Origin of the sequence: Chitinophaga sancti (assembly GCF_034087045.1) — a bacterium.
Taxonomy (GTDB): domain Bacteria; phylum Bacteroidota; class Bacteroidia; order Chitinophagales; family Chitinophagaceae; genus Chitinophaga; species Chitinophaga sancti_B.
The window spans coordinates 4,562,193-4,579,190 of record NZ_CP139247.1 but is presented as its reverse complement, the minus strand read 5'-3'; the positions used below and the strand labels follow the sequence as shown (position 1 = coordinate 4,579,190).

11 protein-coding genes are annotated in these 16,998 nt (G+C 45.6%); 6 read left to right on the top strand and 5 right to left on the bottom strand.

The features are described from left to right. Window position 1: 1 nt before the first annotated feature. Window positions 2-958 (bottom strand): glycosyltransferase family 2 protein, encoded by a 957-nt coding sequence (locus tag SIO70_RS18600; protein WP_320573151.1) that lies wholly within the window; start codon window positions 956-958, stop codon window positions 2-4. A gap of 152 nt (window positions 959-1,110) precedes the next feature. Here SIO70_RS18600 and SIO70_RS18595 point away from each other — a divergent pair, with 152 nt between their 5' ends. Next, a complete protein-coding gene (locus SIO70_RS18595; RefSeq protein WP_320573149.1) occupies window positions 1,111-2,610 on the top strand; it encodes a lipopolysaccharide biosynthesis protein in 1,500 nt (499 codons plus the stop codon). Here the strand turns inward: SIO70_RS18595 and SIO70_RS18590 are convergent. After that, window positions 2,607-3,497 carry a glycosyltransferase gene (locus SIO70_RS18590; RefSeq protein WP_320573148.1) on the bottom strand — a complete coding sequence of 297 codons (891 nt, stop codon included), beginning with the start codon at window positions 3,495-3,497 and terminating at the stop codon, window positions 2,607-2,609. The two genes, SIO70_RS18595 and SIO70_RS18590, sit on opposite strands and share 4 nt — an antisense overlap. A gap of 118 nt (window positions 3,498-3,615) precedes the next feature. Next, entirely contained in the window at window positions 3,616-4,266 is a 651-nt protein-coding gene (locus SIO70_RS18585) for a C40 family peptidase (protein WP_320573146.1), read from the bottom strand. A 154-nt stretch (window positions 4,267-4,420) separates the two neighbouring features. Here SIO70_RS18585 and dnaE point away from each other — a divergent pair, with 154 nt between their 5' ends. The 4 genes from dnaE (at window position 4,421) to mqnE (ending at window position 12,372) form a co-directional block, all read left to right on the top strand. Continuing rightward, a complete protein-coding gene (dnaE, locus tag SIO70_RS18580; protein ID WP_320573144.1) occupies window positions 4,421-8,059 on the top strand; it encodes a DNA polymerase III subunit alpha in 3,639 nt (1,212 codons plus the stop codon). Window positions 8,060-8,324: 265 nt separating this feature from the next. After that, window positions 8,325-8,642 carry a thioredoxin gene (trxA, locus tag SIO70_RS18575; protein ID WP_146969342.1) on the top strand — a complete coding sequence of 106 codons (318 nt, stop codon included), beginning with the start codon at window positions 8,325-8,327 and terminating at the stop codon, window positions 8,640-8,642. A gap of 395 nt (window positions 8,643-9,037) precedes the next feature. Further along, window positions 9,038-11,188, top strand: coding sequence for a M43 family zinc metalloprotease (locus tag SIO70_RS18570; RefSeq protein WP_320573140.1), 2,151 nt, complete (start codon window positions 9,038-9,040; stop codon window positions 11,186-11,188). A 2-nt stretch (window positions 11,189-11,190) separates the two neighbouring features. Then, window positions 11,191-12,372 carry an aminofutalosine synthase MqnE gene (gene mqnE / locus SIO70_RS18565; RefSeq protein ID WP_320573138.1) on the top strand — a complete coding sequence of 394 codons (1,182 nt, stop codon included), beginning with the start codon at window positions 11,191-11,193 and terminating at the stop codon, window positions 12,370-12,372. 201 nt (window positions 12,373-12,573) lie between these two features. Here the strand turns inward: mqnE and SIO70_RS18560 are convergent, their stop codons facing one another. Beyond that, window positions 12,574-14,958: a c-type cytochrome gene (locus tag SIO70_RS18560; RefSeq protein ID WP_320573136.1), complete on the bottom strand. Its 2,385-nt coding sequence runs from the start codon at window positions 14,956-14,958 to the stop codon at window positions 12,574-12,576. Window positions 14,959-15,213: 255 nt separating this feature from the next. Here SIO70_RS18560 and SIO70_RS18555 point away from each other — a divergent pair, with 255 nt between their 5' ends. Next, window positions 15,214-16,476 carry a NupC/NupG family nucleoside CNT transporter gene (locus SIO70_RS18555; protein ID WP_320573134.1) on the top strand — a complete coding sequence of 421 codons (1,263 nt, stop codon included), beginning with the start codon at window positions 15,214-15,216 and terminating at the stop codon, window positions 16,474-16,476. A gap of 116 nt (window positions 16,477-16,592) precedes the next feature. Here the strand turns inward: SIO70_RS18555 and SIO70_RS18550 are convergent, their stop codons facing one another. Next, window positions 16,593-16,988, bottom strand: a complete 396-nt coding sequence (locus tag SIO70_RS18550; RefSeq protein ID WP_320573132.1) for a DUF4259 domain-containing protein — start codon at window positions 16,986-16,988, stop codon at window positions 16,593-16,595. Window positions 16,989-16,998 lie beyond the last annotated feature (10 nt).

Below are 16,998 nucleotides of genomic sequence, written 5' to 3'. Positions count from 1 at the left end.
ATTACACTTTAGGTTTAGGTGCAAATAAAAAAGAAAATCCCATCGTCAGTTTAGACAATGGCCCGAACTTCAACCATCCCGCAGGGAAGATACGCTGCCACCTCAACACATAATTCGTGACAAGTGGCAAAGGCCCTTCATAGCCCGCGTTGCGGATATCCATTACACCTTTTATTTTCATATTTCTCATCAGGCGCCAGAAAAAGTCGTATACCAATATACTTCTGAAAGGCCCATCCCCCATCTTCTGCAACACATAAAAATATTCAGGGATAAACACTTCTTTCACCCCATGTACCTCTTCGGTAATCTGCTCCTTACCCATACCCACATAGCACAATGGTTCCGGAATATATGTAAACCCCGGATGCATATTCAGCAATCGGATGTAGAAGTCTACATCCACCGTCCAGCGTACCTTTTCGTCATAGCGATAAGCAGGTTTGTTACGATGAATGACCACACTTGGCGGACCTACCAGATTATCAAACAATACATTTACCGGTGCTTTTGCAAAGGCTTTCCTGAACCACCCCGGGGAGGTCATTTCCTTTTTTTCACCGGTAAAAAGATAGTAATTATAGAAAGCGGAATAAGCGAAATCGTGTGTGGGATGGTCATCCAGCGCCTTGCAGAGGGTTTCCAGGGAATGCGGATGCATAAACCAGTCGTCATCGTGCATGATCTTGATATAATCTCCCTTTGCCAGATCCAGGCAGGTATTCCAGTTGCCCGGCATCCCCCTGGCAGGCACATTTCTATAGTAGCGGATGGGTAACTTCTGCACATACTCATTTACCACCTGCTCTACGGTATGATCTGGACTATCGTCTGTAATTACTACTTCCAGGTTCTTCATCGTTTGTGTCACTAATGAATCGAGTAAACGACGCAGGTAATCTACCTGTTTATAAGCAGGAATACATATCGAGACTTTTATCTGTTCCGGGTTCATCATGTTCAGGTTCTCTTTAAAAATACCTCTTATACTTAAGGCATCAAATTTGTTGACAGACCGCAAGATATAATAATCCGAAATTATGAATACCTTTAATTTTTGGTAGCAAAGGATTTTGGATCACTTTAAAAAATACAGCGGGCTTTTAATATATGAGTACCATCAGGAAAAAAGGTATCATCACTACAGTTTTCATTTATGCCGGATTCTTATTAGGAGCGCTGAATACTTACCTTTATGCCAAATATTTTCAACCTGACCAAACTGGTTTAACCCGCGTACTGCTTGACATTGCGGTGCTTTCGAGCAGTTTTGCCCTGCTGGGTACAAACAGTGTGGTGGTCAAGTTTTTCCCTTATTACAAAAACTTTCATAAGGAGAATAAAAGTGAGCTGGTCACCATCTCATTTGTCCTTTCCCTGATTGGCTGCCTGATCGTATTCATGAGTTTCAGCACGTTCCTGAAACCCTTTATTATCAAGAAGTTCATTGGAAAAGCGCCATTGCTGGTAGAATATTTTTACCTGGTATTCCCACTCATGTTGTTCCTCACACTGTTCCAGGTGCTGGAAGCACAGACCTGGACCATTCAGAAAGGGCATGTGGCCAATTTGCTGAAAGAAGTACTGTTCAGGGGGATGAATACCATACTGAACCTGCTGTTCATCGGTGGAGTGCTTACATTCCCACTGTACGCCGATCTATTCAGCTTTCAGTATTTTGCCATCTTTGCGGCGCTGATCATTTACCTGCTATGTATCAGGCAATTAAAAATGTCGTTCCGGATCAGCAAACTCACCAAGCGATTGTGGAAGAGGATAGTGCCATATGCATTGTTTGTACTGGGGAGTAACGTGATTTCCCTGATGAGTACTACCATGGATGGTATTATCATTTCGAGCCTGATGGGGTTGAGTTTCACATCGGTGTTCATTAATACACAGTATATTTCGAACTTCATTGTAGTGCCTTACAGGGCGGCACTCAGTATGGCAGCAGGCCCTATTTCCCAGGCCTGGAAGGATAGAGATATCCTGAAGCTGGATCGGATTTATAAAAAGACTTCATTGAACCTGCTCATCGTATCCAGTTTTATTTTTGCGATGATCATGCTGAACTGGGATGATTTGCTGGATTGGGTAAAACCGGATCCCATTTATCATTTGGGGAAGCCCGTGATGTTTTACCTGGGACTTTACCAGGTGATTGAGTTGGGCACAGGTATGAACAGTGCAATTATCCTTACTTCCCGAAGGTGGAAATTTGAATTGTATTCGAATATTATCCTGTTGTTACTCACCCTGCCGCTGACTTATTTCCTGATCAAGCATATGGGAATGATCGGGGCAGCGCTGGCTACCCTGATATCAAGGACTATTTTTAATTTTATCAGGTATGTGTTTTTGTATAAGGTCTATAATTTACAACCGTTTACAAAGAAGACAATACTAGCCTTACTGATACCGATAGTAGTGTATGTACCAGTGGCTTACACTATCCACCTGCACGATCCACTGATGGGATTAATTGTAAGATCTACAGTGTTTACAGCAGTGTATGCACTGTTGCTGTTGCAACTGAGGGTATCCGAGGACGTGATGCAGGTGTTTGAAACGGTAAAGAAACGTATGGGAAAACTGATAAATCGTTAAGAAATCAATTCCTTCAATTTCATCTTCGCCTGCTTCAGATAAGGGAAATAAAAACCTGCCACTGTTCCCCACAAACCGGGGAAATCCATTGCATGCCCCGCCTTCACCCACAACTTCCTATTCTCCCAGCTGATCTTTTCAATCCTTAATCTCCTCAGCCACGACTTACACACATGCGCTTCTGCATTTTCTGCAGGCGTATCCAGACTTACTGGCAATGCTACTTTATTCACCTCTTCGTGAAAGGAGATCGCTCCCCTCACCCACTCGTCTCCAAAATTCCCTTTGGAAAAATGCACAAGGTCTATATCGTACACTACCCCCACGGTATATATCTCTGATATTCTCAAACTGATATCCAGGTCGTAAAAATGAAACCCTTTCAGGTCAGCTGTATTAAACGGAAACTCCTCCCATATGCGCTTGCGGGTACATAACCATACCCCATCCAGACTTTTCACAGGCACAATCACCCCGTTCTTTCCCGCCGGGCGCAGCAGGAACTTCCTGTCTTTGCCTTTAAGATTACGTTGGTAGATATTACAGCAATCAGCCGTAGCCTGGTTCGTCCACCAGCCGGAGATGGTTTTGCTTTTGTACCGGCTGCCGGCAATACCGATCAGGCCGAGGTTGGCATCAGATTTAAAATGGGAAAGTACACATTGGCCCCAGTCAGCTTTCAGGAATTCAATGTCATCATGCATAAAGCAGATGGTATCGTATCTGGCACGGGCCGCACCGGTGTTATAACCGGCCCCCATTCCACCTAACTCTTTTGCATTATTAATGATGATCACTTCATGTTCCACGCCAATGGTAGCATGGATATTTGCAGTGACCGTTCGAACCCGCTCAGGATCGATGGAACAGATAATGATTGACAGCATGCAGTAGTAACAAATTTAATTTTAACAATTGTAGGTGGAAATAAGCAATTAGAGTACCGATTTAGGTAGTCGGTTTAAAAGGCATCTATATTTGGTTACATTTTCGCAAAGGTAATTATTAGTTCATTCTCCCTGCACCTACAAAATACTTCTTCCAATAAGTTTCGTTCAGATCACTGATCATCACCCCTGAACTTGTAGAAGCATGTACAAATTTAGAATTATCCAGGTACACCCCTACATGCGATACCTGCGCCTGGTTGATCTTAAAAAACACCAGGTCTCCCGCCTTCATCTGGCCGGCACTTACCTTTTTAGACTTATCGTACAATCCTGAAGAGGTACCGGAAGAACTGATCCTGAATACGGTGTTTAACAACTGGTTGGCAAAATTACTGCAATCAATACCCGTCTTCGCTTTTCCGCCTAAATGGTAAGGCGTGCCCCACCAGTCTTCTATAAAATAGAACAAATTGGCATTGAGCACCGTCTCTACGGGTACATCCAGTAACTGTGCATATTTAAATTGCCACAAAGGAGCGTTTTCGACATAAGTACTGCTGGCCTGGGAGAAACTCACTTTTGCATAACTCACACTCGTGGTCTTTGCATTGCTGGAAGTGGTAAAGCCTTCGAGGAATTCCGGGGAACGGCTGGAAGAGCTGGTAGTGGATTTTTTGGCGGTAGTATTATTTTTAATAACAGCACACGAACTGACTGTTAACAGAAAAATACCGAGCGCCCAAATAAGTCCATTTCTTCCTGCCATATGTACTTTTGATTATAATTTGAGCTAAATTACTAATAATAATTGTTTTTAAAGTGTTGTAGGCCAAAAAACCGGAAGCCCCGCTGCGGGCGCGTTCACCTGCTGTGGATAATTTTTAATTAACTTTGTCCCTGAAGAAACGGAATTTTGTGCCATGAATTTCTCCCACTTACACGTTCATACTCAGTACTCCCTGCTGGATGGAGCCGCAGATATCAAGTCACTGTATAAAAAAGCAATGGCCAGCAACCAGCCAGCCCTTGCCATTACAGACCACGGAAACATGTTCGGCGTATTCCAGTTTGTGGCAGAAGCATATAACCATCGACTCAACCCTGAAGATCCAAAAGATAAGCGTCTGAAAGTAAAGCCCATCGTAGGGTGTGAATTCTACGTGGTAGAAAACAGGTTTAAACGCGCCTTCACCCGTGATGAGAAAGACATCCGTAACCACCAGGTGTTACTCGCCAAGAATGAAGAAGGTTACCGCAACCTCATCAAACTTTGCTCACTCGGGTACATTGAGGGGCTGTACGGTAAATATCCCCGTATTGACAAAGAACTCGTTCTCCAATATCATAAAGGTCTGATTGCCACTACTTGTTGTCTCGGTGCCTCTGTTCCCCGCGCCATCCTGAAACATGGAGAAGAGGCCGGCGAAAAGGAATTCAGATGGTGGCTGGACATCTTTGGGGAAGATTTCTATGTGGAAATGCAGCGCCATGGTATTCCTGAACAGGAAAAAGTGAATGTGGTGCTCCTGAAATTTGCAGAGAAATACAATGTAAAAGTGATCGCATCGAACGACTCCCACTATGTGGACAAGGAAGATGCGAACGCACACGATATCCTGCTCTGTATCAACACTGGTGAGAAAAAATCTACCCCGACCAACAAAGAATTTAACGAAGATGAAGGGGGTAAGAAAAATACCCGCTTCGCATTCTATAACGACGAGTTTTATTTCAAGACCACGGACGAGATGTCACGTCTCTTCCACGACCTGCCACAGGCCATTGACAATACCAATGAGATCGTGGACAAGGTGGAACTGCTGGACCTGAAAAAAGACATCCTGCTCCCCAACTTCCCGATCCCTCCGGGCTTCTTTACGCAGGATCAGTACCTGCGCCACCTGACCATGGAAGGTGCCCGTAAGAAGTATACGGAGATTACGGCAGAAGTGGAAGAACGTCTGAACTTCGAACTACAGGTAATTGAGAACATGGGGTTTGCCGGTTACTTCCTCATCGTATCTGACTTTATCAAGGCAGGTCGCGATCTGGGGGTATTTATCGGTCCCGGCCGTGGATCGGCTGCGGGATCGGCTGTGGCGTATTCCATTGGGATTACCAATATTGATCCGATTAAGTATAACCTCCTGTTCGAGCGTTTCCTGAATCCGGAACGTAAGAGCATGCCCGATATTGATACGGACTTCGATGATGAAGGCCGTCAGAAAGTGATTGACTATGTGGTAGACAAATATGGCAAGAACCAGGTAGCGCAGATCATTACCTATGGTACCATGGCTGCCAAAATGAGTATCAAAGACGTGGCCCGTGTGATGGACCTGCCACTGGTAGAATCCAATATGCTGGCCAAGATGGTACCCGATAAACCGGGTATCCAGCTGGACCGAATCTTCAACGCCCCGATCGATGAGGGCGAGAAGAGCCTGGCAGAGAAAGAGGGACTCGGACCCGAAGATCTTGAAAACGTAAGAAAACTCCGCGAGATCATCAAAGGCGACGACCTGCAGGGCGAAGTGCTCCGCGAGGCCTGCGTACTGGAAGGGTCCGTGCGAAATACAGGTATCCATGCGGCGGGTATTATCATTGCGCCAAAGGATCTGTACGACCTGATACCGGTGTCTACAGCGAAGGATTCTGATCTGCTGGTGACACAGTTTGAAGGTAGTATCATTGAAAGCGCCGGTGTAATCAAGATGGACTTTTTGGGTCTGAAGACCCTGACCATCATCAAGGGTGCGCTGGAGCTGATCAAAATGAACCACGGGGTCGAAATCTCTATCGACGATATTCCGCTGGATGATGCGCGTACTTACGAGTTGTACCAGAAGGGTGAGACGAACGCAACGTTCCAGTTCGAGTCGCCCGGTATGCAGAAGTACCTCCGTGAGTTGAAGCCCGATAGATTTGATGACCTGATTGCGATGAACGCCTTGTACCGTCCGGGACCACTGGAGTATATTCCATTGTTCATTCGTCGTAAACATGGCCTGGAAGAGACGGTGTATGACCTGCCGGAGATGGAGGAATACATGCGTGATACGTATGGTATCTCAGTATACCAGGAGCAGGTAATGCTGCTGAGCCAGAAGCTGGCGAACTTCTCCAAAGGTGATGCGGACATACTCCGTAAAGCCATGGGTAAGAAACAGAAGGCGGTACTGGATAAAATGAAGAAACAGTTCATGGACGGTTGTGAAAAAAACGGCCATGATCTGAAGATATGTGAGAAGGTGTGGACGGACTGGGAGGCATTTGCATCCTATGCGTTCAACAAATCGCACTCTACCTGTTATGCATTTGTGGCGTACCAGACGGCGTACCTGAAGGCCCACTACCCTGCTGAGTACATGGCGGCGGTACTGAACTGTGCGAGCAATATTGAAAAGATCACCTTCTTCATGGAAGAAGCCAAGCGTATGGGTATTGACGTATTGCCGCCGGATGTGAATGAATCTTTCAAGGGTTTTGCGGTGAACAAAATGGGGCAGATCCGTTTTGGTCTGGCAGGTTTAAAAGGTGTGGGTGAAGCAGCGGTAGAGAACATCCTGGAAGAGCGTAAAAAAGAGGGCATCTTCAAGGATATCTTTGACCTGATCAAGCGGGTGAACCAACGTGCAGTAAATAAGAAATCGCTGGAAGCCCTGGCGATGTCCGGCGCGTTTGACTGTTTCCCGGCGTTGCATAGAGCACAGTATTTCTTCAAGCCGGAGAATGATATGACGACGGGATTGGATAAGATTGTGAAATTCGGGAACCAGGTAACTGCAGGGTCTTCTAATATTGGTAGTTTGTTTGGCGATGAAGATATGCCGGCGATAGAGCCCCCGAAACTGCCAAATTGCGATCCCTGGCCATTGATCCTGAAGCTGAATAATGAGAGAGAGGTGACGGGGATCTATATTTCCGGGCATCCGCTGGATGATTATCGATTTGAGAGCAGGTTCTATAATATGAATAAGGTATCGGAACTGGTTGAATATCAAGCGGAGATTACAGCTCCGGGGGGTGGTAAGCCAGGCCGTGAAAAGAACTTCAGGCTGGCGGTATATGTAACGGGGGCGCAGGAGCGTATATCCCGAAACAACAGACAGTTTGGCATTATGACGGTAGAGGATTATAGCGGGAAGTTTGAGTTCGCACTGTGGAGTGAGGACTTTATCCGGTTTGCGCCTTATTTGAAAACCGGGTTGTGCCTGTTTATCAATGGAGGGTTTAAAGCAAGACGATTTAATGATAGTGAGTATGAGTTTAAGGTGGGGAGTATACAGTTATTGCAGGAAGTGAAGAAGACGCATACGAAGAAGGTGGGGTTAGTGACGATGCCGAAGTTCATCACGCGTGACCTGGTGGACTTTTTAGTAGATAATATTAATAAGTACCCGGGGTCGAGTGAGTTGTTCTTACAGTTGGTGGATAGGGATAATGATCTGCAGGTGAAGATGCATACATTTAATAAGCATATTGAGATGAATGATGAGCTGGCGCATTTCTTATCGAAACAGCCTGATCTGGATGTGTATATAGAAACGGCGAAATAAGAAACTTTAAATACGTTATAAACGTAAGTATTTCAGTGCAGGATAGAGAAATAACCAATAATGCGGACAAAAGAACCAATTCGCCGGAAGTTGATACTCATATAGATACTATCAATAAGTAGGCGAATAAAAATGATTTAACTTGCATCGTAAATAATCGATATAACGATTTGCAGAACATGCCAAAAAAGCAGTAATTTGCGCCCGGTTTGATTCTTGCATAATAAATTACAGGAATTTAAAAATTTTTATAAATACTAATAACATGGCATTAGAATTCACTGATTCCAACTTCCAAAACGAAGTGTTGAGCTCAGATAAATTGAGCGTAATTGATTTCTGGGCAGAATGGTGTGGTCCTTGTCGCGCTATCGGTCCAGTGATCGAAGAGCTCTCTAAAGATTACGCAGGTAAGGTTAATGTTGGTAAAGTAAATGTTGACCAGAATCCTCAGTTGTCTATCAATTATGGAATTACAAGTATTCCTGCGATCCTTTTCATTAAGAATGGCCAGGTAGTTGATAAGCAAGTAGGTGCAGCCCCTCGTTCAGTATTGGAAAAGAAGATTCAGGCGAACCTGTAATCTTTGGAAATAAATTTAGTAAAAGGGCGGCTCTGGTGAGTCGCCCTTTTTTATTGAAAATGGTTTTCATACCCTGTTGGAGAACTCCCTTAGTCATGAATGTTTTTATTGTGTATTTGTTCAAAATTCCAATAAATACGAAATATACCAGGAATGCGTTTAAACAATTTGAAAAAATCGCGGTCAAACAGTCGAGAGCCAATCAATTGTTACAGAAGGACTTTCCTGAAATTATGGGTCCCTTTTTGAATAATTTCCTCCTATAAATAGTTAGGAATACATTCAAAATGACTCCCTAATTTTTGAAAAATATCTTTAAAGTGTGTGACAAAAGATTGTAACTTTCCCCGAATTTTCGGACAACAGCCGCTAATTTTAACTTTCAAACTTGAACTTTGCGCAATTTTACCCTTTTTATCCTAACCGTCTTCCTATCATTACCTGCCTGGGCCCAACGTCAGTGTGGCACCGAAATAGCTGTTCAGGAACAGATCAAGGAAAATCCATCCCTGCAGGTACTTCGTGATAAGATTGAAGCACGCAACCGCTCAAAGATTTCTGCTATCAAATTAACCAGAGCAGAGGCCAAAACGACCGCTACATACAACACCGTTACCATTCCGGTAGTCGTTCACATTGTACTGCAAAACCCATCTGCCGTTACCGACGCACAGGTACAATCACAGATCGATGTACTGAACAGGGATTATGCTGCATTGAACACCGATACCAGCATTCTGCCGAGTGTATGGAAAACACTGGTTGGAGACGCCAAGATCCAGTTTTGTCTGGCGCAGCGAACCCCATCAGGTGAAGTAACAAGTGGGATAGAACGCGTAACTACCACAAAATCAAGTTTTAGCATTACTTCCGCTGCCAAGGCCGTAAAGTTTGCCAGTTCCAGTGGCGCTGACCAATGGGATGGCACTAAATACCTGAACATCTGGGTATGTCACCTGGAAAGCGGGTACCTGGGGGTCGCTACTTTCCCTGGATTGTATGCAGACAACCAGCAGGGCGTTGTAATTGATTATACTGGTTTCGGTACTACGGGTACCGCTGCCTCTCCCTATAATAAAGGCCGTACTGCCACGCACGAAATAGGTCACTACTTCAACCTCCGTCACATATGGGGAGATGAAGATGCCTGTGCGGCAGATGACGGTATCGACGATACCCCTAAACAGGCAAAGGCCACTTATGGCTGTCCGGCATGGCCACAGGTTGACCAGTGTGCGACCAGCAATCCGGGGTATATGTTTGAAAACTACATGGACTATTCTGATGATGCCTGCCTGGTGCTTTTTACCTCAGACCAGGTAGACGTGATCCGTGCTACCCTCACCGACGACAGGGCTTCGCTCCTTACCTCCGACGGCTGTACGCCACTGAATCTGAAAACACTGGATGCCGAAGTGGAATCCGTGATCACCCCGTACAACCAACAGTGTGATGCGAGCATTACCCCTACTGTGATCCTGAAAAACTTTGGTTTGACAACGCTGACCAAAGTAAATATCAACTACCAGGTAGACGATGGTACCGTGTACACGACTGCATGGACGGGTAGTCTGGCCGCTTTGAAAACGGATACTGTGAGTCTGACGAACAGCACACTCGATGTAGGCGAGCATATACTGAAAGCCTTCACGACCCTGCCGAATGGCTCCGCAGATGACGATGCGACCAACGACACTGCATGGACGACTACAAGTTATTATAACAATATTACGTTCCCGCTGAAAGAAGGTTTCGAAAGCTCCACCTTCCCTCCTGCAGGCTGGGAGATCTCAAACCCGGATGGTTCCTATACCTGGGAAAGGACGGCGGTAACCCGTGGCGATAGCAGTTACTACGCGATTGAGATGCGCAACCTCGCTTACGATGTAAATGGTGAGATAGACGATATCCGCACACCGACCATCGATCCAAGCGGCGCGGATTCTATTTTCCTCTTCTTCGATGTGGCGGCGGCTACTTACTCCGATGTGAATAGCAGTACAAATGATTTGTGGGATAGTCTGCTGGTAATGACCACTTCCGACTGTTCACAGACCTACGATACCCTGTATAATAAATGGGGTAAGACGCTGGTAACGACCACCACACCAATGACTTCTGAGTTTGTACCTACGGCTGCCCAGTGGCGCAGGGACTCCATCAACCTGACTCCTATCATCAAGAAAGGGCAATTCAGGGTGGTATTCAGAAATGTGAGCAATGCGGAGAACAATATTTACCTGGATAATATCAATATCATAACCCGGTCTACCCCGGCTTACCTGAAGGAAAAGGGTATTGCAGTAGGGCCGGTTCCGACTTCGGGGCAGGTGTATGTGACCTTCCTGGAGGTGCCGGACAACCTGGATTTTATAGGCGTTTATAATACTTCGGGGCAGTTGATCGCTAAACAGCGCGGCTCCAATATCGATGGCAGCAATCGTTTCACTTTTGATTTGGTAAATGAGCCAAATGGTGTTTATTTTGTAAAGTTAATTTACCGAAATAGTAAGGCAAAGACTTATAAGATAATAAAAGTGAATTAGAGATGATAACTCAAAACGATTATCCTGCAGTAGAAACGCTGTTGCAGGATTCCAGGCTGGATAAAGCATTGAAGACCATTGGTGAAAAGGTGATCGCGCGTGAGCGGTTGACTACTGATGAGGGTATACTGCTGTTTGAAAAGGGCGAGCTGGGCTATGTGGGCGCGCTGGCCAATTTCGTGAGGGTACGTATGCATGGGGATAAGACCTATTTCAACAGGAACTTCCATATCGAGCCGACGAACGTTTGTATTTTCACTTGTAAATTCTGTTCATATTCAAAGCTTTATAAGCATAAGGAAGAGGGTTGGGAATTGAGCATTGATCAGATGCTGGATATTGTGAAGAAGTATGACGGGCAGCCGGTGACGGAAGTGCATATAGTGGGTGGGGTGCATCCAAAGATGAACCTGGATTTCTTTGTGGAGCTGCTGCAGAAGATCAGGGCGCATAGACCTGATCTGCATTTGAAAGGGTTTACAGCGGTGGAGTTGGATTATATGTTCCGCAAAGCGAAGTTGAGTGTGGAAGAAGGGATGAAGAAGCTGCATGATGCCGGGTTACAATCATTGCCTGGTGGTGGTGCGGAGATCTTTAATGCGGATATCCGGGCGCAGATCTGTCATGATAAGGTGGATGCGGATGGATGGTTGAATATTCATAGAGCGGCGCATAATTTAGGCATGCATACGAATGCGACTATGTTATATGGGCATATTGAGCAGTATTGGCATAGGGTGGATCATATGGAGAGATTGAGGCAGTTGCAGGATGAGACACATGGGTTTAATACGTTTATTCCTTTGAAATTCAGGAATAAGGATAATGAGATGGAGCATGTGGGTGAGGTTTCTGTGATTGAGGATCTTCGTTTGTATGCGATAGCTCGTTTGTATATGGATAACTTCCCGCATTTGAAGGCATACTGGCCGATGTTGGGCAGGCAGAGTGCGCAATTAACGCTGTCATTTGGGGTGAATGACCTGGATGGAACGATAGATGATACGACGAAGATTTATTCAATGGCGGGTGCTGAAGAGCAGAATCCGAGTATGAATACGGCGCAGTTGGCGATGTTGATTAAGCAGGCGGGAAGAAGGCCGGTGGAGAGGGATACGGTTTATAATGAGATTAAGGATTATACGGATGTTGTTTTTTCTGATGAGGAATTGATGGCGAAGTAGTTTTCTTCTTTAAATAATTGCAAAAAAGATGGGCTGATTGCTACGCAATCAGCCCATCTTTTTTGAGGGGATTTTAATTGTGGTTGGACTGGCGTCCAACCACAATTAAAATCAGAGATAGATAGTTTAGATATTCTATGCTTAGTTTAGTTCTTTATTGCTTAGTTCAGCTTAGCTTATTTTAGTTTAGCTCTTTAATGCTTAGTTCAGCTCTTCTATGGTGAACGGCTTTTGTCTGCCTTTATACTTCTTCCTTACCTCCTGTATATCCTTCTCCGTTACCTTCGGTGCCTGGTTACTCCAACAATTTCTGATGAAGCTAAGCACTTCGGCGATGTCCTGATCATTGAATTCGTCATTGCTACCTATGCCGGGCATATCGGCACTGATTTCGGGCGCTTTGTAGTGTTTTCCATTTACATCAATAGGTCCGGTAAGGCCATATAACACTATGGAAATCAGTCGTTTCTTATCGCCGGTAACGAGCTGCGACTGGTTGAGCGGAGGGGCGAGTGATTTGATACCTTCTCCATCTTTTCCGTGGCAGGTCTGGCAGATATTGGCGAAAAGTTTGGCGCCTTTTGGGTATTCTTTGACAAGGGCGTCGGTGATCTTTGCTTTGCGATGTGTCTCGATATCTTTGATGATGGCTTCGAGATGACGACGCATGGCAAGGGTGGTATCAGGATTTATTTTTATTAGTTGAGATAAGAGTTGGGATTCTTTGCCGCTGTTATTATTGATGATCGCATCTGCTACATAACGGTCGTTTGCATAGTGGGTCATTAGTTTTGTTTGCAGGTCGGAACTGTTAGGGAGGTAAGGCAACACCAACGCGATGTATGGCGCGAGGAATACATTATTCTCTAACGATGTTAAGGTAGCGGTAGCTGCGGGAGGTGCTAAAGTGGTAGCAACTTCATTAGATATTAAAGTGGTGGTAGCTGAACCAGATCTCAATGCAGTAGTCGCTCCAGGAGATGCTATAGCGGTGGTAGCCGGACCAGATCTTAAAGCAGCAATCGCTCCAGGAGATTTTACCGATGGCAGCGCGGAAATTGCTGCGGCCTGCAGATAAGGATTTTTCTGGTGTAGCAGGAAATCAATTTCATTATATGATAACGCTCCTAAACCTTCCAGTGTCCATAAAGCATGAATAGCGCCGTAGGTATTCCCTTCCTGATGCAGGCGTTCTTTTAAATGTGGAATGAGCTGGGTATAACGATGATCAACGATCATCTGTTGTGCCTTATCCCTGATCCAACCGTTGGGATTCTCTAACAGCGCAAAGAGCTTGTCAGGATTATTGTCCAGTGCCATCGGCTTCATTTTGGCGCCGGCAGGGACAATGCGGTAGATACGACCACAATTGAGTGGGTTGGTGAGGTTCCGGCTTTTGATCTCGTCTTTGAGATACGGCGTCAGGTATGTTTTATGCTGGATGATGCCACGGTACATATCGACGATATAAAGGGCGCCATCGGGAGCGTCGTAGAGACTTACCGGGCGGAAACGCTCATCATCGCTGGCGAGGAATTCCTTTTTCTGGTAGGCCTGCCGACCTTTTACAATATAGCCGCTATCCTGGATGATGTTGCGTTTGATCAGGTTACCGCAGGGCTCAGCGACAAAGATGTTGTTGTCGTATTCCTTGCCTAAGAGACTACCCCTGTAAACGAGGGGACTACAGGCAGCGGTCATTTCCACCAGGCGTAGACTATCGTCGAGGATCCCTTTCATATAGCCACGGTTCACGCCGGGTGTCGGGTGAATGGGATAGACCCGGTTGTCGGGCACGATCTTCTCGTCGTAACCAGCAATTGTTTTCTGGTTAGGATTGCGGGCGCCAAGTCCGGGTGGAAAGTAATCGCCGAGTACGTTTTCCGAGTTATTGTTAGAGAAAAGACGTCCAAAGTTATCCTGGCTCACCCCCCACTGACCACGGAAGTGGGTATCCTGTTTCACCCATTTGCCATTGATCTGGCGGTAGCGTTTATCTGATTTTGCATTGTAGATCCAGTTGTCCATAGCGCGGAGCAGGCCATTTGGCTGGTGCTCAACGTTGCCACCTTCGGTGTATTTGTCATCGATCAGGACGCGCTTGCCGGCGATGTCGTTTTTGACCGGGACGAACCAGAGTTTGGGTGGTTCGGCCAGCAGAAAGCCACCGGGAACAAGACAGATAGCACGAGGCAGGATCAACGAGTCCAAGAGTACTTTGCGGGTGTCGGCAATTCCGTCATGGGTAGTATCTTCTAAGATCACCACTTTGCCGTTGGGCACATCCTCACCCGTACCTACGGTATCGGGCATATATCCCATCATTTCGACTACCCACATACGCCCTTTGTCATCGAAGGTCATAGCTACCGGTGTTGTGATCAACGGTTCCGACGCTACGAGTTGTACTTCGAGTCCCTTTTCCACCTGCATGTGTGAGATAGCAGTAGTAGCATCCAGTACGGGGGATGGGCCGAGTTTTTTTCTCATGGCCGTGGAATCTGATTGTTGATCTTTTGCCGGTCCTGGGCTTGTACAGGCGGAGAGCCAGTAGGCGGCTGCCAGGAAAAGTGTCCAGTTTTTCATTTATGTAATCGATTGAAATTACAATTTAGATATAAAATTAAATTTATAAGGCGCATTTTTGATAGGGGGCAAAGGGGAATTCGCTCCTTATCACATGTGATTTAATTCTATATATTACCCTTATTCCCACTTCATTCATTCCCCAACTAAAATCACCTTTTTTATAGGTGTAAACCTCTTAACTACCACCAAAATCCCCCTATAAATTTCCTTAATGTTTTTTACCTTCGCTCCTTACTAGATCTAAATTAGCTTATGGGACGTTTTCAGGGCCTTTTTGGTATTTTACTCATCCTGGGACTTGCTTACTTATTTTCCAACAACAAAAAGAAGATCAATTTCCGTCTTGTATTGAGTGGTATTGGCCTGCAGATAATAATTGCCCTGCTGGTATTCAAGGTACCACCGGTTTTCAGATTTTTCCAGTTATTAGGTAAAGCGATGGGTAAGCTGGAACAGTTTGCCCGTGAAGGTGTGGCTTTTGTGTATGCAGGCATTGCGGTGAAACCTACCCCTGATACGGTCAGTGATTATGCCCAGAGTGGTTTTGTGTTTGCGTTCAACGTAACTGCTGCGATCATTCTAGTGTGTTCGCTGGTGGCGATATTCTATCACTTTGGAATTATGCAGCGGATAGTGGCAGTGATAGCCAGGGCAATGAATGTGATTATGCGGGTGAGTGGTGCGGAGGCGTTGAGCAATGTGGCAAGTGCGTTTGTGGGGCAGATTGAAGCCCAGGTAATGATCCGTCCTTATTTGCCATATATGACCAAGAGTGAGTTGCTGGCATCGATGAGTGGTAGCCTGGCGTGTATAGCGGGGGGTATCCTAGTGGTGTATTCCAATATGGGATTGGCTGCGGGCATGGACCTGGCACCGATGCTGATCACGGCGAGTCTGATGGCGGCGCCGGGAGCGTTGGTGATATCGAAGATTGTGTTTCCGGAAACGGAGGAATCACAGACCATGGGCGTTGTGAAGCTGGATGTGAAGAGTCATTATGTAAATGTGATTGATGCGATTTCACATGGTGCGAGTGATGGGTTTAAGATTGCGATGAATGTGATTGCCATGATCATTGGGTTTATTGCGTTGATTGCGTTTTTAGACTGGGGGTTGCTGAAGATCGGGCATATTTTCAATCCGGGATTTGATTTGAGCCTGAATTACATATTTGGGAAGTTGTTCTATCCGGTGGCTTGGGCGATGGGTGTACCGAATGGGGATGTAAATAATGTGGCGACCTTGCTGGGACAGAAGCTGACGGTAAATGAGTTTATTGCATTTAAGCATTTGACGGATAAGACGATCCCAGTGGTATCTTCTAAGGGGTTGTTGATTGTGAGTGTGGCAATTTGTGGGTTTGCTAATTTTAGTAGTGTGGGGATGCAGATTGGGGGTATTGGTGTGTTAGCGCCAGAGAGAAGAGGGGATTTGGCAGCGTTGGGGATGAAGGCGTTGTTTTGTGGAACGCTCGCTTCTTATTTGTCAGCGACGATAGCGGGGATTTTGATCTAAGTAAGTTTAATTAAAATAATCAGTTAAGAAATTTAACTCCTTTTAAGCGTAAATAGATAAAGCCTCCCGGAATTAGCATCCGGGAGGCTTTTAATTAGGTATTTTGCAGGTTGTAATTAGCTCAGTCTTCTAATCAGCTCATCCTGTACAGCAAACCACGCTTCTACCTCTCCACTCTCTGTATACGTCTGCTTCATTTCAGAATTCAGCTTGATCTTTTCAATCACTGAAACCGCCAGTTTTCTTAATGCCAGGGTAGCCAGAACGTTTAAAGAATCCAGCTTTTCCAGTGGAGTTTCAGGATAATCTTCACTGGGTTTACCTGTAAGCGCGGCTACTGTTTCAGCGGCTGCCAATGCGTCTTCGCATTCAGAAGTGTCGAGGAGACCGTCTTTGTTCAATGAGAACTGCAAGGTATCAGAGATCAAGCCTCCATCCTTAGCATCAATCATTTCAAATACCCAGTCTAGTGAACCATCATTTTCAAAATTTCTGGTACCCCATGTGCCCATAGCTATGTAA